At 62.7% G+C, this 18,876-nt stretch carries 16 protein-coding genes; 5 read left to right on the top strand and 11 right to left on the bottom strand.

What is annotated here, in order from left to right:
* Positions 1-2: 2 nt before the first annotated feature.
* The 5 genes from sufD to C8D77_RS26320 form a co-directional block, all read right to left on the bottom strand.
* The gene (gene sufD / locus C8D77_RS26340) at positions 3-1,271 is read right to left on the bottom strand and encodes a Fe-S cluster assembly protein SufD (protein ID WP_109669826.1); all 1,269 of its coding nucleotides are present in this window, start codon (positions 1,269-1,271) and stop codon (positions 3-5) included.
* A 25-nt stretch (positions 1,272-1,296) separates the two neighbouring features.
* The gene (gene sufC / locus C8D77_RS26335) at positions 1,297-2,052 is read right to left on the bottom strand and encodes a Fe-S cluster assembly ATPase SufC (RefSeq protein WP_023810312.1); all 756 of its coding nucleotides are present in this window, start codon (positions 2,050-2,052) and stop codon (positions 1,297-1,299) included.
* Positions 2,045-2,332 carry a hypothetical protein gene (locus tag C8D77_RS26330; protein WP_109669588.1) on the bottom strand — a complete coding sequence of 96 codons (288 nt, stop codon included), beginning with the start codon at positions 2,330-2,332 and terminating at the stop codon, positions 2,045-2,047. The genes sufC and C8D77_RS26330 overlap by 8 nt, the downstream gene beginning before the upstream one ends.
* 6 nt (positions 2,333-2,338) lie before the next feature.
* A complete protein-coding gene (sufB, locus tag C8D77_RS26325; protein ID WP_109669585.1) occupies positions 2,339-3,856 on the bottom strand; it encodes a Fe-S cluster assembly protein SufB in 1,518 nt (505 codons plus the stop codon).
* A 187-nt stretch (positions 3,857-4,043) separates the two neighbouring features.
* Complete coding sequence (locus tag C8D77_RS26320) at positions 4,044-5,207, bottom strand: cysteine desulfurase family protein (protein ID WP_109669824.1); 1,164 nt, start codon at positions 5,205-5,207, stop codon at positions 4,044-4,046.
* A gap of 239 nt (positions 5,208-5,446) precedes the next feature.
* Between C8D77_RS26320 and C8D77_RS26315 the strand changes: the two genes are divergently transcribed.
* Both C8D77_RS26315 and C8D77_RS26310 read left to right on the top strand, forming a co-directional pair.
* The gene (locus C8D77_RS26315) at positions 5,447-6,121 is read left to right on the top strand and encodes an alpha/beta hydrolase (protein ID WP_013532163.1); all 675 of its coding nucleotides are present in this window, start codon (positions 5,447-5,449) and stop codon (positions 6,119-6,121) included.
* 21 nt (positions 6,122-6,142) lie between these two features.
* Positions 6,143-6,793, top strand: a complete 651-nt coding sequence (locus tag C8D77_RS26310) for an FMN-binding negative transcriptional regulator (protein WP_109669582.1) — start codon at positions 6,143-6,145, stop codon at positions 6,791-6,793.
* Positions 6,794-6,813: 20 nt separating this feature from the next.
* Here the strand turns inward: C8D77_RS26310 and C8D77_RS26305 are convergent, their stop codons facing one another.
* The 3 genes from C8D77_RS26305 to C8D77_RS37310 all read right to left on the bottom strand — a co-directional run bounded on the left by C8D77_RS26305 (position 6,814) and on the right by C8D77_RS37310 (position 9,618).
* Positions 6,814-7,563, bottom strand: a complete 750-nt coding sequence (locus tag C8D77_RS26305; protein WP_245951875.1) for a phosphatase PAP2 family protein — start codon at positions 7,561-7,563, stop codon at positions 6,814-6,816.
* A gap of 111 nt (positions 7,564-7,674) precedes the next feature.
* Positions 7,675-9,318, bottom strand: coding sequence for an ArnT family glycosyltransferase (locus tag C8D77_RS26300; protein ID WP_109669577.1), 1,644 nt, complete (start codon positions 9,316-9,318; stop codon positions 7,675-7,677).
* A gap of 72 nt (positions 9,319-9,390) precedes the next feature.
* Complete coding sequence (locus C8D77_RS37310) at positions 9,391-9,618, bottom strand: hypothetical protein (protein WP_146211807.1); 228 nt, start codon at positions 9,616-9,618, stop codon at positions 9,391-9,393.
* On the opposite strand from C8D77_RS37310, the gene tyrS reads away from it, so the two are divergent.
* A complete protein-coding gene (tyrS, locus tag C8D77_RS26295; RefSeq protein WP_109669574.1) occupies positions 9,605-10,858 on the top strand; it encodes a tyrosine--tRNA ligase in 1,254 nt (417 codons plus the stop codon). The two genes, C8D77_RS37310 and tyrS, sit on opposite strands and share 14 nt — an antisense overlap.
* A gap of 6 nt (positions 10,859-10,864) precedes the next feature.
* On the opposite strand, the gene C8D77_RS26290 is transcribed toward tyrS, so the two are convergent.
* Positions 10,865-14,245 (bottom strand): DUF3971 domain-containing protein, encoded by a 3,381-nt coding sequence (locus C8D77_RS26290; protein WP_109669572.1) that lies wholly within the window; start codon positions 14,243-14,245, stop codon positions 10,865-10,867.
* A gap of 95 nt (positions 14,246-14,340) precedes the next feature.
* On the opposite strand from C8D77_RS26290, the gene C8D77_RS26285 reads away from it, so the two are divergent.
* Both C8D77_RS26285 and C8D77_RS26280 read left to right on the top strand, forming a co-directional pair.
* On the top strand, positions 14,341-14,808 hold the full coding sequence (locus tag C8D77_RS26285; protein ID WP_109669570.1) for a peroxiredoxin: 468 nt from the start codon (positions 14,341-14,343) through the stop codon (positions 14,806-14,808).
* Between the two features lie 144 nt (positions 14,809-14,952).
* Positions 14,953-16,257 carry a M23 family metallopeptidase gene (locus C8D77_RS26280; RefSeq protein WP_109669568.1) on the top strand — a complete coding sequence of 435 codons (1,305 nt, stop codon included), beginning with the start codon at positions 14,953-14,955 and terminating at the stop codon, positions 16,255-16,257.
* A gap of 82 nt (positions 16,258-16,339) precedes the next feature.
* On the opposite strand, the gene C8D77_RS26275 is transcribed toward C8D77_RS26280, so the two are convergent.
* A complete protein-coding gene (locus C8D77_RS26275) occupies positions 16,340-17,548 on the bottom strand; it encodes a M20 metallopeptidase family protein (RefSeq protein WP_245951874.1) in 1,209 nt (402 codons plus the stop codon).
* A 10-nt stretch (positions 17,549-17,558) separates the two neighbouring features.
* Positions 17,559-18,737 carry a M24 family metallopeptidase gene (locus C8D77_RS26270; RefSeq protein ID WP_109669821.1) on the bottom strand — a complete coding sequence of 393 codons (1,179 nt, stop codon included), beginning with the start codon at positions 18,735-18,737 and terminating at the stop codon, positions 17,559-17,561.
* Between the last annotated feature and the right edge of the window lie 139 nt (positions 18,738-18,876).

Below are 18,876 nucleotides of genomic sequence, written 5' to 3'. Positions count from 1 at the left end.
CTTCACCCGTGTGCCACGAACCAGTCGTCGAGCCGCGCTTCCAGCGCCTCGACGATCATCTCGTCGTCCAGTTCCTCAATCACCTCGGCAACGAAGGCTTTCACAAGGAGCCCCCGCGCGGTCTTCTCGTCGACGCCCCGTGCCATCAGGTAGAACAGATGGTCGTGGTCGATCTCGGTGACCGTCGCGCCATGGCCGCAGACGACGTCGTCGGCGAAGATTTCCAGCTCCGGCTTGGTCGAGAACTCGCCGTCATCCGACAGCAACAGCGTGTTGCAGGCCATCTTGGCGTTGGTCTTCTGCGCATATTGATGGACGTTGATGCGGCCCTGGAAGACGCCCCGCGCCTTGCCCGTCACCACGTTGCGGATGACTTCCGTCGAGGTCGTGTGCGGTACGGCATGGTCGAGCACCATGGTCACGTCGGTATGGGTGTCGCCGGCCAGAAGGTTGATGCCGCGCAATTTGAAATCGGCGCCTTCGCCTGTCGTCCTGACCACGATCTCCTGGCGCACAAGCTTGCCGCCGGCATTCATGAAGAACACCGTCAGCTTCGAATTCTTGCCTAGATGCGCCTTGAACTGCGCCAGATGCGTGGCCGTTTCCGGCTGCTCCTGCACGATCAGCCATATCACTTCGGCACCCTCGCCCAGCACGAGCTGGCTGACCGAGCTGACCAGGGCAGCCCCGTCACCCGCCTGGCGCTCGACGATAACGGCCTTGGCGCCAGCGCCGACACGCACTGGCAGGCGCACATGGGTCTGGCCACCGGCTTGCAGGTTCTGCAGTTCGATCGGCTTTTCGAGTTCCGCGCCATCGGCGATATCGACGAAATAACCGTCGGCAACGAACGCCGTGTTCAGTGCACCGATGGCGTCGTCGCTGCCATAGGGATCGAGCCCCGGCGCGATGCTGCCGTCGGTCAGCTTTTCCGACAGGCGCTGGAAAGTGACGCCTTCAAGGACCGGCACCTTGGCGTCGGACGTGCCGTTCAGGATCGACACCACGGTGGAACCGGCGACAATCGGTGCAATGGCTTTGGCCATGGCGGCCGGATCGAAGTCCGGCACCGCATTCAACAACCGGCGCAGGTCGGTGTAATGCCAGGATTCGACACGCCGCGTCGGCAGGCCGTGCTTGATCGCCTCGATGGCGTCGTCGCGCTTCAGCATCACCGCGCCGTCGCCCGGCAGCAGCGACAGCCGGTCGCCGAACGCGTCGATCAACGCTGTTTCGGCCTGCGTGCGTTGGGGTGTCGAGTGCATATTCATCAGTCTTGCCTTGCCTTCTGGCATCTCACGCGGCTTCGCCGATCACGCCGGCGTAGCCATTGGCTTCCAGGTCAAGCGCCAGCGACTTGTCGCCCGACTTGATGACCTGGCCCTTGTAGAGCACGTGCACGGTATCGGGCACGATGTGTTCGAGCAGGCGCTGATAGTGGGTGATGACCAGGAATGCCCGATCTGGCGCGCGCAATGCGTTGACGCCGTCCGAAACGATCTTCAGCGCATCGATGTCGAGGCCAGAATCGGTCTCGTCGAGCACGCACAGCTTCGGCTCCAGCAGCTTCATCTGCAGGATCTCGGCGCGCTTCTTCTCGCCTCCGGAGAAGCCGACATTGAGCGGCCGCTTCAGCATCGCCATGTCCATGCTGAGCGAGGCGGCTGCTTCCTTCACCCGCTTCAGGAATTCCGGGATCTTCAAGGGTTCCTCGCCGCGCGCCTTGCGCTGCTCGTTCATCGCCACTTTCAGGAATTCCATGGTCGCCACACCCGGTATCTCCATCGGGTATTGAAAGGCGAGGAAGATGCCTGACGTGGCGCGCTCGGCTGGATCCATTTCGAGGATCGACTGGCCGTTGTAGAGGATGTCGCCCTCGGTCACTTCATAGTCCTCGCGGCCGGCGAGGATGTAGGACAGCGTCGACTTGCCCGAGCCGTTCGGCCCCATGATCGCGGCGACCTCGCCGGCTTTCACCGTCAGGTTCAAGCCGCGGATGATTTCGGTGCCGTCATCGACGATGCGGGCGTGCAGGTTTCTGATTTCAAGCATTGTTCTTTTCTCTGAAATAATCGCCGTAAGTGATGGAGTAGTCGGTGTGCCGGCGCTGCAGGGCCATGAACCACGATAGGGACATGCCAAAACCGGCCGAGAAGACGGCAATGCCGAGGAACACATTGACGAAGGCAATGAGCAGGACGCCGGCAAATGCCGAAACAATTGTCGCGGCGGCAAATTTGGCCATGGCGATCTTGCCCTCGCGGCGGACAGCCCACAGCCGCCGCCAGCGTACGGCAAACCAGATTTCTTCTCTCGGCAGCTGCGTCGCCATGGCCACTTAGCCCACCGAGCCTTCCAGCGAGATACCGATCAGCTTCTGCGCTTCGACCGCGAACTCCATTGGCAGTTGCTGGATGACGTCCTTGACGAAGCCGTTGACGATCAGTGCGATAGCTTCCTCTTCAGGGATACCGCGCTGCATGACGTAGAATTTCTGGTCCTCGGAAATCTTCGACGTCGTCGCTTCGTGCTCGAACTGCGCCGTCGAGTTCTTGGCTTCCATGTAGGGCACCGTGTGCGCGCCGCACTGGTCGCCGATCAGCAGCGAGTCGCAGTTGGTGAAGTTGCGGGCGTTGGTCGCCTTGCGGTGCGCCGAGACCTGGCCGCGATAGGTGTTCTGCGAGAAGCCGGCGGCGATGCCCTTGGAGATGATGCGGCTCGACGTGTTCTTGCCGAGATGGATCATCTTGGTGCCGCTGTCGACCTGCTGATAGCCGTTCGACACGGCGATCGAATAGAACTCGCCCGAGGAATCGTCGCCGCGCAGGATGCAGCTCGGGTATTTCCAGGTGATGGCCGAGCCGGTCTCGACTTGCGTCCACGAAATCTTCGAGCGGTCGCCGCGGCAGTCGCCGCGCTTGGTGACGAAATTGTAGATGCCGCCCTTGCCCTCGGCGTCGCCGGGGTACCAGTTCTGCACCGTTGAGTATTTGATCTCGGCGTCGTCGAGCGCCACCAGTTCGACGACCGCGGCGTGAAGCTGGTTTTCGTCGCGTTGCGGCGCCGTGCAGCCCTCGAGATAGGAGACGTAAGCCCCCTCCTCGGCGATGATCAGCGTGCGTTCGAACTGGCCGGTGTTCTTCTCGTTCATGCGGAAATAGGTCGACAGTTCCATCGGGCAGCGCACGCCCTTGGGCACGAAGACGAAGGAGCCGTCGGTGAACACGGCCGAATTCAGCGTCGCGTAGTAATTGTCGGAGGTCGGCACGACCGAACCGAGATACTTCTTCACCAGCTCCGGATGCTCACGGATGGCTTCCGAGATCGAGCAGAAGATGACGCCGGCCTGCGCCAGCTCCTTCTTGAAGGTGGTGACGACCGAGACGGAATCGAACACGGCGTCGACGGCGACGCGGCCCGACTTGTAGACATTGTCGCTGACTTCCTCGAGTTCGGAGGCGTCGGTCTTCTGTACGCCGGCGAGGATTTCCTGCTCCCGCAGCGGAATACCCAGCTTCTCATAGACCTTCAGCAGTTCGGGATCGACATCGCTGAGCGACGTCGGGCCGGGCGTGCTCTTCGGCGCTGCGTAGAAGTAGATGTCCTGGAAATCGATCTTCGGATAGTGGACGCGCGCCCAGGTCGGCTCGTCCAGCGTCAGCCAGCGGCGATACGCTTCCAGGCGCCATTCCAGCATCCAGGACGGTTCGTCCTTCTTGGCCGAAATGAAACGGATGATGTCTTCGCTCAGCCCCTTGGGGGCCTTATCAACAGCGATTTCGGTCTGGAATCCGTATTTGTATTGGTCGACGTCGATCTTTCGGACCCGATCGATCGTGTCCTGCACAGCAGGCATATGCGTTCTCCATCCACGCCGGGGTCAAGGCCCGACAGTTTTCAAACTATGGCACCGCCAAAATGAACGCCGAAGAAGCGCTCGCGGCAGCGTAAGTTCCATATAGTGCGCCCCGACCGGAAATTCACCCGGCCAACACGAAACGCACGGCTCCACCAGGCCGAAAGGCCCAAATTCGTCCAACCGCTTACGCGGCTTTTTCTCTACTCGCCCTACGCGCGGCGATTCCAGTCAGCGCAACGCGAAATAACTCGATGTCTTCCGCGCCGGTCGCCGGTCCGATCGACACGCGCAAGGCGCCAAGACTGTCGCCGTAGCCCATGGCTTTCAGCACATGGCTCGGCCCGACCTTGCCCGACGAGCATGCGGAGCCGGCCGACAACGCCACACCGGCCAGATCGAAGGCGATCTGCGCGGTTTCAGCTTTGACGCCCGCAATAGCGAAGAATGTCGTGTTGGCAAGCCTTGGCGAACCGGTTCCAAAGATTTCCGCGTCCGGCACCAGCAATTTCATGATGGCCTCGATCTCGTCGCGGCGCTGGCGCACCGCATCGACGGCCGGCAATCCGGTCAGGGCCTCGCGTGCCGCGGCGCCAAAACCGGCAATGGCGGCGAGATTTTCAGTGCCGCCGCGATGGCCCTTCTCCTGGCCACCGCCGTTGATCAGCGGCTTCGGCATCATCAGGTCGGAAGCGGTGACGATGGCGCCGACGCCCTTGGGGCCGCCGATCTTGTGCGAGGACAGAATCAGATAATCGGCGTAATCCGCTGACATGTCGATCGATACGCGGCCCGCGGCCTGGACCGCGTCGACGACGAGGATGCCGCCCGCAGCCTTGACGATCTCAGCGATGCGATCGATCGGCTGGATGACACCGGTCTCGTTGTTGGCGGCATGGATGGCGACCAGCGGCAGGCCATCGGCCTTGTCATGGCGGCCGAGCGCCGCGACCAGGGCGCCGAGATCGGCGATGCCATTGGCATCAACGCCGATCCGCGTCACCTGTGCTGCCGGAAAGCGCCCACCATTCAACAGGCAGGGATGGTCGGCCTCGGACACGTAAAGCCGGCTCATGCGCACAGTACCACGCCCCATCTGCCAGTCTGATGTCAGCAGCGTCGAGGCGGCTTCCGTCGCGCCGGAGGTGAAAACGACATGCTCCGGCTTGGCGTTGACCAGTGCCGCAACGTCACGCCTGGCGGTCTCGATCAGGCGGCGTGCGGCGCGCCCTTCGGCGTGGACCGATGACGGGTTGGCGGCGACATCAAGCGCTGCGACCATAGCCTCGCGGGCCGCGGCAAGCAGCGGCGCACTGGCATTATAGTCGAGATAGGCGCGTATTGCGGCCATTTTCGTCCAGTTGGTCCCGTCAGAAGCCATTCCGCCGACGTATCGCGTTATTTCCTTGAAATTCCAAGGCGAGCCGTCCTATTTACGCGGCTTGCGGCGCGGGTGGCCGGGCTCGATGTCTTGCCACTCAGTTTTGAACAATTCTAAACTAGCTTCTAAGAAGACGCTCGCCCTGCGTCAAGGCCAGAGGAAGACACGTTCCGGGCGCCGCGCATTCGTATACCCAAGTGGAGTATTTCATGCCTGAGGTCATTTTCACCGGTCCTGCCGGCCGTCTGGAGGGACGTTACCAGCCTTCCAAGGAAAAGAGCGCGCCGATTGCCATCGTCCTGCACCCGCACCCCCAGTTCGGCGGCACGATGAACAACAAGATCGTCTACGACCTCTTCTATATGTTCCAGAAGCGGGATTTCACCACGCTTCGCTTCAATTTCCGCGGCATCGGCCGCAGCCAGGGCGAGTTCGATCACGGCACTGGCGAGTTGTCGGATGCCGCCGCAGCCCTCGACTGGGTGCAGTCGCTGCATCCGGATTCCAAGAGCTGCTGGGTTGCCGGTTACTCCTTCGGCTCCTGGATCGGCATGCAGCTTCTGATGCGCCGTCCCGAGATCGAAGGCTTCATCTCGATCGCGCCGCAGCCCAACACCTATGATTTCTCGTTCCTGGCGCCCTGCCCGTCATCGGGCCTGATTATCCATGGCGATGCCGACAAGGTCGCGCCACCAAAGGATGTGCAGGGCCTGGTCGACAAGCTGCACACGCAAAAGGGCATCACCATCACGCAGAAGACCTTGCCTGGCGCCAACCATTTCTTCTCCAACGACGCCGACCTGCTGCTCGAGGAATGTGCCGACTATCTCGACCGCCGGCTGGCCGGCGAATTGTCGGATCCGCGGCCGAAGCGGCTGAGATAAGCAAAGAAAGCTGGGACAGCGATGTACGAACCTCCTCAGTTCAGGGAAACGCGGCCGGAAATCCTACACGGGTTGATCCGGACGCATCCATTGGGCCTGTTGGTTTCCAACGGGCCCGAGGGGCCGGTCGCCAACGCCATCCCGTTCCTGCTCGACGCCGAAATTGGGCCGAACGGCAGGCTGCGCGCCCATCTGGCGCGGGCCAATCCGCAATGGCGCCTGCTGGCCGACAATCCGGCTTCACCCGTGCTGATCGTCTTCCAGGGCAGCGATGCCTATGTGACGCCATCCTGGTACGAGACCAAGCGCGAAACCGGCAAGGTGGTGCCGACCTGGAATTATGCCATCGTGCAGGTTCGCGGCACCGTCAAGGTGATGGATGACCAGGACTGGCTGGCGCAGCAGATCGCCGATCTGACCGTGTCCCAGGAAGGCACTCGGGAAGCGCCCTGGGCGGTGACCGATGCGCCGGCGCCGTTCATCCAGTCGCAGATCAAGGGCATTATCGGGCTGGAAATCGAGATCAGCGAAATCCACGGCAAGTGGAAGGTCAGCCAGAACCGGCCGGTCGCCGATCGCGTCGGCGTTGCACAGGGGCTCGAAAGCGAGCAGCACTCGTCGCCCGACATGGCCGGCCTGGTCAGATCCTATGGCGGGCTGGACGGCAATTAAGCTTCGGCAAAGCCGAGCAATCAGGCAGCCTTATTTGCCGGTCCGATCAGCCAAAACGTCTTCTTGCGGACCGGCAACCCCGACGGCATCGGCCGAAAGATGAAGCCGAGCCGGGCAAAGACCAGCCCACAGGCAAGCGCGAAAGCGCAGCCAAGGCCGAAGCCGGCGACGGTGTCGCTGGGATAGTGCGCGCCAACGAAGATCCGTGTCGAGGCAATGCAGGCGGTGATCGCCAGGGCGACGTACCAGCGCCTTGGGAACAACAGCAGGGCAACCCCGAACACGGCGCCCATGGTCGTTGCATGGCCGGACGGGAAGCCGGCGAAGCGCGCATCGAAAGCGAATGGATGCAGCGACAACACCCCGAATTGATTGAAATACATCGGCCGAGCCCGGCCGATCGCGTATTTCAGCACATTGACGGTCAGGCCGGACAGGCCGACGGCGCCCAGCACCAGGAAAGCCAGGCAGGTCCAGTTGTAGGCGAGCATCAGCGAGCGCCTTGAAAGGCTTCGCCAGTCCGTCAGGTTCGCGGCGACGAGCAAAAGCGCCGACGGAATGAGATACCAGCCACCCAGGCCGAACTGCGTGAAAAAATCGGCCAGGCGGACGAACCCCGGCGACCATTGGTCGCGAAGCATTCCCGCAGGGGTGTCGAGGCGAACAAATGCTGCTGCCGTCAGCAAAACCCACACCAGCACCCAGACCGACCACAAAATGTTCGGGTATCTGGCCGGGCGAGCGGCAAAGCGCTTTCTTGCGATCTGCATCGTATCGCGAAAATTGTCGACCGATCGGCGCCCCACTCCAAGGAGCATAGCGGAAACGGAACGACGCGATTTCACCAGCATTTGAAATTCGACCCTGTCATTGACGAGCCGTCATGGGGCCACACGATAAAGGCCAAGCGACAGTTTGTCTCCCGACGAATAGTTGAGGCCGTCGACTTCGGCAACGCGGGTCGCCGACTTGCCTTGCGCCGCCAGCAGCCCATTCAGCTTCTGCTCGTCCCCGATTTGTGTCAGCGCCAGCGCGCAGGCCGGATCGCCAAGCAGATGTTTGGCGACACCATCGACATCGGTCAGGACGGTTTTGGTGCCCACCAGGAACACCAGGCTCGGCTCGTGATATTCCGCTGAGGCGAGCACCGTGGTGTCGCAAGGCTTGTTGGCGCGGACCGCCGCCTCGATCGCCGGGCTCAGCCAGATCGGCTTCAGCGACGGCGCGATGACGCCGAACAACAGCCCATAGGTGATGCCGGCACACACCGCGATGGCGCCGATGCGGCGCAGCGGCACTTGCAGCTGCTGCGAAAAAGCGAAATAGCCCGCCCCCAGTGCTGCCGCGGCCGCCGGAATGCTCCACCAGGATAAGGTGCCGGTGAGGTAGATCGGTGCTCCGATGCAGACAGCCGCAAGGCCGAGGCTGACCACGGCAAGCCCGAACGCGGTCGACCACCACAACCAATTCTGCCAGCGCCTGAGCGGCGCATTCGCCTCCTGCGGCGACAATGTCAGCAGCCAGCCGATCAGCAGCGCCATGCCGGGATAGGCCGGCAGGACGTAGTGCGGCAGCTTGGTCGGGATCAGCTCGAACACCAGCCAGAACGGAATGTACCAGGCGAGGCAGAAACGCAGCCGTGGATCGTCGCGCAGACGGTTGAGGGCCTGGAGCCCGGCACCGACCGCGATCAGGCCGAAGGGCCACATGAACAGCGAATAGGTCAGCATGTAGAAACCGGGCGGCAGGCCGTGCGATTCCTCGCCCGCGGCGACCTTGGCCACCATGTCCTTGCCGACGGCATCCTGGAGAAAGGCGCCGCCGCTCTTCCAGGTGATGAGAACAACCCAAGGCAGCACGATAAGAAGCACCAGAGCGACACCGCGCACGAGCTTCAGCTTCAAAAGCCATCGCCAGTCGCGTTCGAAAGCAAACAGCGTGGCGACCGTCAGCACCGACAATAGCGGAGCGACAGGCCCCTTGATGAGGATCCCCAGGCCTTGAGCCGCCCAGAAGATCCACGGCAGATGGGCCGCTACCGGTTCGTTCCGGCGCGCTGCCAGATAGATCTGGGCGAGCGCGCCTTGCGCCGCCACGCAGCAGGCCAGCAGCATGGCGTCGGTCTTGGCGTCGCGGCCCTCGAAGGCGGTGGCGAAGATTGCCGCCATCATCAGACCGGCGGCGAGACCGGCATTGGCCCCGAAGAGCTTCGTGCCCGTCCAGGCAATGCCGACGACGGCCAAGGCAATGCCAAGCATGGAGACGAGCCGGTAGACCCAGATCGGCGCCGCTGCCCCCTCGCCGCTCAGCGCCACGGCCGTCGATTGCAGCCAGTAGATGCCGATCGGCTTCTTGTAGCGTGAGGCATCCTGAAAACGGATGTCGACATAGTCGCCGGTTTCGACCATCTGCTTGGTGGCCTGGACAAAACGCGACTCGTCGCGGTCGATTGGTGGAAGGCTCATCAGCCCGCCGAAAGTCATCAGCAGGCTGAACAGAAAGAGGATAAGATAGTTCCTGTTCATCGCGGAGCTTTCCGGATCTGATCTGCGGGATGGCCCCGTCGCGGCGCTTCAGGCCCTGCCCTGCGCGGCGCCTCAATACGCCAGCCAAAACGGCGAAGCAAGGATTCGCAACGCCATCCGCGCGGGACGCAAAACCGGAAACCACTTTTGCTGATCGCGAGTTCTTTGTTGAAGCGCGATCAGACGCAAAACCGGATTCCACTTTTGCTGATCGCGCTTGGATGCTAAACGCCCGCGTTCATGCACGCCCGAGCCACAGCGGCCGGGCGCTTTCGGGAAAGAAACAATGTCCGCCTTCAAATCCGATTTCCTGCGCACGATGAGCGAGCGCGGTTTCATCCACCAGACTTCGGATGATGCCGGCCTCGACGCTATCTTCGCCAAGGAGACGGTGACGGCCTATATCGGCTTCGACGCGACGGCCAAAAGCCTGCACGCCGGCTCGCTGATCCAGATCATGATGCTGCACTGGCTGCAGCAGACGGGTCATCGGCCGATCGCGCTGATGGGCGGCGGCACCTCGATGATCGGCGACCCGTCGTTCAAAGACGAGGCGCGCAAGCTTTTGACCCCGCAGGACATTGACGACAACCTCGCCGGCATCCGCCGCAACTTCATGCCCTACCTCAAATTCGGCAGCGGTCAGAACGACGCCATCATGGTCAACAACGCCGACTGGCTGATGGAGATCAACTACGTCAATTTCCTGCGCGACGTCGGCCGTCACTTTTCCGTCAACCGCATGCTGGCCTTCGATTCCGTCAAGCTCCGGCTCGATCGCGAGCAGTCGCTGTCGTTCCTCGAATTCAACTACATGATCTTGCAGGCCTATGATTTCGTCGAGCTTTACAAGCGTGTCGGCTGCCGCCTGCAGATGGGTGGCTCCGACCAGTGGGGCAATATCATCAACGGCATCGATCTCGGCCGCCGCATGGAGGACGCGCAGCTCTATGCGCTGACCACGCCGCTGCTCACCACCTCGTCGGGCGCCAAGATGGGCAAGTCTGCCTCGGGCGCGGTCTGGCTCGATGCGGAGATGCTGAGCCCCTATGAGTTCTGGCAGTACTGGCGCAACACCGAGGATGCCGACGTTGGCCGCTTCCTGAAACTCTACACGACGCTGCCGCTGGACGAGGTCGCGCGGCTTGAGCGGCTCGGCGGATCCGAAATCAATGAAGCCAAGAAGATCCTCGCCACCGAGATCACCGCCTTGCTGCACGGCCGCGCAGCTGCCGAACAAGCCAGCGATACGGCGCGCAAGACGTTCGAGGAAGGCGCGCTCGCCGAAGCGCTGCCGACCGTCGAGGTTGACAAGGCAGCGCTCGAAGCCGGCGTGGGCGTCCTGTCGCTGCTCGTCACCGCCGGACTGGCGGCGTCGAACGGCGAGGCGCGGCGGCATGTGCAGGGCGGTGCGGTGCGCCTGAACGACGAGCCGGTCAGCGATGAGCGCCGGCTTGTGACTTCAAAGGATTTGAGTCCGGAAAACGTCGTAAAGCTTTCTCTGGGCAGGAAAAAGCACATTCTGGTGCGGCCGATTTGACCTCGATCAGCGGTACTCGAAGATCGACCTGAATATCCCGGGCGCGATCACCGACAGCGGATTGATGTCCAGCAGCGGCTTGTTGGCATTGCCCTTGAGCCGGTAGGTGACGCCGATCAGGCCGCGGTCGCGGCCATTGCCGAGCAGCGCGCCGACGATGGGCAATTCGCCGAAGATGCGATTGAGGCCATAGACCGGCATGAACGTGCCAGTCATGTCCATGTTGTTGTTCTGATCGTAGAGCGTGCCCTGGAACGTCGTGCCGATGCGCGGGCCGCGCAGCACGCCATTGGCGATTTTCAGGTAACCGCTGCCCTTGTCGATCTCGGCGTAACCGCGTTCGAACTTCACCCGCGACGTGTCCAGCTTGCCCTTGACCGCCTGATTGAGGCTGCGGTTGTCGCCGGCCGGCGTGGTCGAGACGATGGAGGCGAGTTTCGGTTCGTTGACCACGAAAAAGTTGCTGGTATCGACCTTGCCCTTCAGCGATCCGTCGCTCGGCCCCGCCAGCGCCAGGGTGATCGATCCACCTTCCATATGCTCGTAGATGTTGAGGAACCTGAGGATGGCGCCAGCGTCCGCGGACTGCATGTTGAGCGCGCGCTGGCCAGCGCCAGTGGTGTTGCTGATGCTGATCGCAGCGCCCGAACTTGCCGTGGCGCTGACCTTAAGCCCGTTCACCCGCGATCCGGCCGCGCTGTAGTCGAGCTTCAGATTGGACAATTGCTCGTCGTGGAAACCGGTCAGTTGATCGACATCGGCGCTGACGGAAATGGCATCGGAACCGGTCGTCTTGGTGGCCGTGTCGACGTCCGAGGTGAACTGCTTGATGAGCGAGCGTGCATCCAGCGCGTTGCCTGATATGTCGACCGCATAGCCCTTGCCGGATCGCTTCACCGACACCGCAACGTCGTCGCCCCTGTTCAAGGTGACCTTGCTGAACCGCGCCGACGACAGCGCGCCATTGACCAGCACGATGCTGCCGTCGATGGAGAAGGTCTTTCCGTCGAGATTAAAGTCGGACAGCGTCGTGGTGTCGCCGGACTTGGTCATGACGAAGGTGACATTGGCGGGAACCCCTGCCCCCTTGCTCCAACCCGCCCAGGGAATGTCCAGCCTGGCATTGGTCAGATCGGCCGAGACGTTCTGGTCGCCGCTGCCGCTCTTGTCGATCGCGACCTTCACCGTTCCGCCAAGCAGCGGCTTCAAGCCGGGCATGGCGGCGGCGCGGATCTTGTCGTCGAGCACCAGGGTCACCTTGCGGATGCGCGCCGGCCCGTCATCCCTGAGCGGCTCGATCAGATCGAGTTCGGCCGGAATGCCGTTCAGCAACGCCTTGGCGGAGATCACCGCCTTTGCAGGGTCGACCGTGATCGAACCGTCTGCATCCGTCACGACCTGCCCCTCGAAAGGCTTGGCCAAGGACATACCGGTGTAGTCGAGCGACACCAGCCAATCGAGTTTCGAACTGTCGACGCCGGACTGCAGCGGAATATCCGCCTTGACGTGGCCGGTGACGCTGCCCGACAGCTCTTCCGGCAGAATGCCGACATGGCGCATGGCGTTGATCGGCTCGTAGGATGCGAGCTCGGCAACAGCGGATGCTTCGCCATCGACGTCGATGTCGAGCGCGCCGACGACCGGCGGGCGGTTGGCCGCCTTGACCGTCAGCGTGCCATTGCTGGCTGCCACGGTGCGACCGCTGGGCATATAGACGGTACCCGAGGACAAGGAGATATCGACATCGTTGCCGTGGAAGCCGACGACGCCAACCGCATCGCGTATCGGCGGGATGCGGCCGGCGGTGTCGAAGCGCGATCCCTCGATCTGGAAGCGGCCGAACACCTCGTCGGCGGACAGCGGCACGCCGTTGCCCAGGCGGCCCGGCACGACCTGGAACTGGAGGTTGGCGTCGACGACGCGGCCGCCGAACAGATTGGCCAGCACCCACAGCCGGGCGTTGCGCGCTGAAAACCATGGCCACAGCTGCTTGACGTGAGAGACCTGCATGTTGTGGATGTTGAACGCCAGATTGATCCCCGGCGCCTTGCCGTCGACGAACGCCACGGCGGCGGTGCCGAGCACCTCGCCGGAGGCAGCGGACCGAAGCGCGATCTGCTCGGCGACCAGCCTGTGGCTCACCGTGTTGTAGACACCGGCAATCCGGGCGAGGAAGGTGAGCGCTGGCTCAGGCGACTCCGAAGGTGCCAGCGACGAACCGTCGCTGGTCAGGTCGTAGCGATAGGACGGCTCCTCGCCCGCCGCGCCGCTTGCCGGCTTCGGCCCGATCGAACCGGCGAAATCGAATGTCGAGCGGCCGGTCTTCAGCAGCAATCTGTCGACCTGGACCTTGTTGCTGCCGGCAACCAGTGTCGCATTGACATCGACGTTGGCCGGAAGCAGCCCACGCGTGCCGAGATCGAGGATCGAGCCCGTCGATGACAACGCGGCCGTCAGCCGCGATGCATTCACGCCGAACCCTTCCGATCCTGTCAGTTTCAGCGTGACCGCGCCCAACTTGCCGGCAGCGGCCGTCGTGTCACCGGCATCCGCCAGATCGATGCTCGCATCCAGCGCCGTGACACGGTGCGCCGCGATATCGCGGGTGGCGGAAGCTGCAACGGTAACCGTCCTGCCGTCGACATCCGCCTTGGAGGAAAACTGCATGCCGCCCGGTCCCGACTGCACGACGGTGGCGTCGGTTATCTTGAAGAGCTTGATCGCTGCGGTTTCGGGCAGCACGAATTCGACATTGCGAAGATCGATCTGGCGCAGCGAATCTTCCCGCACGGCATCGAGTGCCCGGTTGACGTTTCCGAACACCGCAGTGGACAGCTTCTCCGGATCGATGAGGCCGTCCTCATTGCGCAGCGCGGCGGTCCAGTCGCCGCCTGACGGCATCGCGGCGACGACAATGTGGGCATCGGAGATCCTGGCGCTGGTCAGCCGCACATCGCCCCACAGCAGCGGGACCAGGCGCACGCCAAAGCGCACGCGGCCGGCATCGGCCATCGGCTTGCCGTCTGATGTCTTCAGGCTGACGTCGCTGACCTGGAGCGCGACGAAACTCGAACTGTCGAGCGTGATGCGGGCAGGCCCGACCGCGACATTGACATCGACACCGGCCAGTTTCTCAAGAGCCGTTTCCGCCTCGGTACGAAGCCGGTCGGCCCCGATGCCGGAGGCACCAACCAGATAAACGAGCACGGCCGCCAGCAGCACAAGAGCGACCAAGCCGGCAAACAGCCGCGACAGCATGCGAAAGCCGCGCCCGATCGACGCCTGACCGAGCGGCGGCACGCGGCAGGCGGACGGAAAGGCCGCCAGGTCGGTGATCTCATCACGCCTGAACCGGATCTTCTCGTGCTGCGGTTGCTCCTGATCCACGCAATTTTCCGTTGTACGAACTCGATCGTGGACGAATCCCCGTTCGACACTATATCGGTGTGGCTTGGCGCGTAACCACAAACAAGGGCATCGATATGGCTGACTTCGACGTAGGCGATCTGGCGCCGCAATTCGATCTGCCCCGCGATGGTGGTGGGTCGCTCAGCCTCGCTGCCTCGTCCGGAAAACCCGTCGTCCTCTATTTCTATCCTCAGGACGACACGACGAGCTGCACGCAAGAGGCAATAAGTTTTTCGCAGTTGAAGCCGGAGTTCGAGAAGGCCGGTGCCGTCGTGATCGGCCTCTCACCTGACAACGCCAAAAAGCACGACAAGTTCAAGTCGAAATACAATCTCACCGTCGACCTCGCCGCCGACGAGGAGCGCAAGGTGATCGAAGCCTACCATCTGTGGGTCGAGAAATCGATGTACGGCCGCAAATACATGGGCGTCGAGCGCGCGACGTTCCTGATCGGCCGCGACGGGCGGATCGCCAGGATCTGGCGCAAGGTCCGGGTCAAGGGCCATGCCGAGGACGTGCTCGAGGCCGTTCGCGCCCTTTGAGGTTTTGCCGGCACGGCTGACTCCCTACAACCCTACGCCCGTCTGGCGGGCAATCGCCGCCAGCAAGCCGGCGCCGCAAGCCTTTGTTAACCCTAATAATGTGTAATCGAGCTGTCGTGGTGTCGTAACCGAAAGCTTGGTCCCGTGAACGCAACCGGTCAGTCAGCAGTCTTCGGCAGGCGCAAGGAGCCCCATACGGTCATCATCGCCCGGGGCAACGAGATCAGGCACTTCACGATCCGCCCCTGGCTCGTGGCCTTTATTGGCTCGGCGCTCGCTGCCATTGCCATCGGCTACCTCATGGCCACCTCCTATCTCGTACTGCGCGACGACCTGATCGGCGCCACCACGGCGCGGCAGGCGCGCATGCAGCAAGCCTATGAAGACCGCATTTCGGCGCTTCGCGCCCAGGTCGACCGTATCACCAGCCGCCAGTTGCTCGACCAGCAATTGATGGAAACCAAGGTCAGCGAACTGCTTGAACGCCAGAGCCAGCTGAGTCAGCGCCACGGCCGGCTTGGCCCGCTGCTTGAACGCGCCGAGAACGAAGTCGGCGCGGCGCCGGCCGAAGATCCGGCAGCGGTTGCGAAGCCGGACAAACGCGCCGAAGTGACCGGCAGCATCGCCCCACCTGCGCAGAGCTATGCGGTCGCCAGCCCGAGCGCCGACCTCGGCTCCGGCGACACCAGGCCGTTCTCGCTGTGGTCGACGCGCTCCGATCCGCTGCCCAACGATTCAGCCGCGGATCGTGCCGACAAGCTGTTCGTCTCGATCAACCAGTCGCTGAAATCCATCGAGAGCGACCAGCTCACCCGCATCAGCACGCTTGCCGACAACGCCTACAAGAGCGCCGACGCGATCACCCAGGCGCTTCAAGCAGCCGGGCTGCCCGTCGACAGCGACTTCGGCAAGGGCGATAGCGATGTCGGCGGACCGCTGATCCCACTCGACAGTTCGATGATGTTCGACAGCAAGGTCAAGGAGTTGGACGAAGCGCTTGACGCGCTCGACCACCTCAAGAAGGAAGCGCGCCAGCTGCCGCTCACCAATCCGGCGCCGGGCCACTCCGTCACCAGCCCGTTCGGCGTGCGCACCGACCCTATCCTCGGCACCGCAGCACTCCATTCCGGCATGGATTTCAGGGCGCCGATCGGTATGGCCGCAAAGGTCACGGCGCCCGGCATCGTCACCAAGGCAGGTTGGAACGGCGGCTATGGCCGCATGGTGGAAGTCGACCACGGCAATGGTTTTGCGACGCGCTACGGACATCTCAGCGAGATCGACGTGACCGTGGGCGAGAAACTGGACGCCGGCGCCGTCATCGGCAAGACCGGCAGCAGCGGCCGCTCGACCGGCCCGCATTTGCACTATGAGGTCCGCCACAATGGCGAAGCCATCGATCCCCTGCGCTTCCTGACTGTCGGCAAGAAGGTCGCCCAGTATCTGTAGGCGATTTCGGGATTCTGCTCGATGCGGCCGATGGCCGATCGTGGCCGTTGATGGACCATGAGCGGTTTCCACCGTCCGTTGGTCAGTTTTCCCGGTGCATCGACAGAAACGAGGTCGCTGCCGAAACCAGGGTGGCCGCGCCGACCTTCAAGGCGGCCTCATCGACGCGAAACCGGGCATGGTGAAGCGGAAACACCGATCCGACCGCCTCGTTGCGGATGCCGAGCCGGAAGTAGACCGACGGACACTTCTCGCTGTAGTAGCCAAAGTCGTCCGCGATCGTCCATCCAGGCGTGTTGAGAACATTGTCAACCCCGATGCAGGCCTTGGCACTGGCGACAATCAACTCCGTCATCTCGACGTCGTTGACGACGCCGGGTTCGCCCTTGTGGATGTCGAGCTGCACACTGGCGCCGTGGGCCGTTGCTATTGCCTCCAATATCGCACGAACGCGCCGCCAGGCCCGCTCGCGGGTGGCGTCGCTGCCGCTGCGGATGGTGCCTTTCAAGGTGACCTTGCCGGCGATCACGTTGTAGGCGTTGCCGCCGTTGATGCCGGTGACTGAAATGACCAGGGGATCGTAGGGATCGATCTCGCGCGAGACGATCTTCTGCAGTTCGCTCACCATGGCGCAGGCTACGGCAATCGCGTCGATGCCCTCATACGGCTTTGCCGCATGCGCGGCCGAGCCGGTGACGAGAACATCAAATGTATCGCAGGCCAGAGTATAAGGGCCGGAACTCACGGCGATCTTGCCGGTCGGCGTGTACGGATCGACGTGGACGCAGATGGCGGCGTCGATGTCGTCGAGAAGCCCCTCCTCCACCACCCGCTTGCCGCCCGACGGTTCGTCTTCCTCCGCCGGCTGGAAGAACAGGCGGACGGTTCCGCCAAAGTCGTCCCTTGACTGGTGAAGATGGGCGGCGACCGCAAAGGCCATCGATGCGTGCGCATCATGGCCGCAGGCATGCATCACACCTGGGTTCATCGATGCGAATTCGACACCGGACTCCTCCTCGATCGGCAAGGCGTCGATGTCGGCGCGAATAGCCAGCTTTCGATTTGACGGCTTGCCGGTGCCGACAATGTCGACCGCGAGGCCAAAGCCCGCGACATCGCGAATGTCGGCAATTCCCTGATCCACCAGCATCTGCCTGAGATAACGCTGCGTGTTGGCTTCGCGGTTCGAAAGCTCCGGATTGCGGTGCAGATGGCGGCGGATCTCGATCATCCGGTCGAGAATTCCGGCATCGATATCGGTCGTGTCGGGATTCGCAGAACCGCTTGCCATGGCCGGACCCTCAGGATTTGACATGGATCTCTCGCGGGAACCTGGTCAGCGTCTCATGGCCGGTTTCGGTGACCAGGATGGTCTCGCTGATCTCGATGCCCCAGCCGTCCATCCACATGCCGAGGATGGAATGCACGACGTTGCCCGGTTCAAGCACAGTCTTGTCGCCCGGCCTGAGGCTGATCGTGTGCTCGCCCCAATCCGGCGGATAGGCGACGCCGATCGAATAGCCGATGCGCGACTCCTTCTTCAGTCCGTAGCGTTGAATGACCTTGCGCCAAGCGCCCTCGACCGCTTCGGCTGATGTTCCCGGCCTGACCGCATCGAGCACCGCATCCATGCCTTCGAGCACCGCTTTTGCCGTATCCCTGACATTTGTCGGTGTTTTGCCAAGCTGCAGGGTTCGCGCCAGCCCGGCGGCATAGCGGCGGCAGACGCCGGCAAGTTCGAGCGCAATCGTCTCGTTGTCCCCAAACCGCCTGTCGCTCCACATGATGTGCGGCGCGGACGCATTTTCGCCGCCGAGAATTGTCGGCGGCAGCGCGGTGATGTCACCCGCGAAGTCCGCACTACCGGCGATCTGCGCCGCCTGGATGGCGGCGATGGCATCGCACTCGCGAACACCCGGCGCGATCACTTCGAAGGCCCGCGTGACCGCTGCTTCGGCCAAGGTCGAGGCCTTGCGCAAATAGGCGATCTCGGGCGCCGATTTGACCGCTCGAATCCAATTCACCAGCAGATCAGCATCATGCCATTTTGCATTGGGCAGTCCGGCGACGAGCCGGGCATGCCCTTTCGGCGAGAAATAGTAGGCTTCGAGTTCGATGCCGATATGTCTGATACCCCAGCCCTTCGCGACGATCCAATTCGCGATCCAGTCCATGGGATGGCGATCGACGCGCTGAACGTGGTCTTCCGGGAAGCCAACCACGTTTTCCGGCTTCATCCAGGCTGTCAGAAGACCGCCGGCCGCATCCATGGCGCGCCCGATCCAGACCGGCTCGACCTCTTCGATTGGAACGAGCACCACCTGCGGCGTATAGAATGACCAGCCATCATAGCCGGTGATGTAATGCTGGTTGGCAACGTCGTTGACAACAAGGAGTTCGAGACCGCGCTTGGCCATCTCGGTACGGATCTTGCGCAGCCGCTGTTGGTACTCGTCGCGGGCAAACGGCAATTCGATCATTTTTGCTCCATGCTTTGTCGGATCAACGGTCGGGTTCGCCACCTTTGAAACGGTTTCGACAAGCCGGCAATCAGCCAGCGCGGCGCGTAGGCAGGTCCTGAGCAGGATGCGTCCTTTCACGGCCTTCCATGGATTCGGG

Source organism: Mesorhizobium loti (genome assembly GCF_003148495.1).
In the GTDB taxonomy this organism is placed as follows: domain Bacteria; phylum Pseudomonadota; class Alphaproteobacteria; order Rhizobiales; family Rhizobiaceae; genus Mesorhizobium; species Mesorhizobium loti.
The sequence above is the reverse complement of the archived record's forward strand: the minus strand, read 5'-3'. Positions and strand labels throughout refer to the sequence as shown.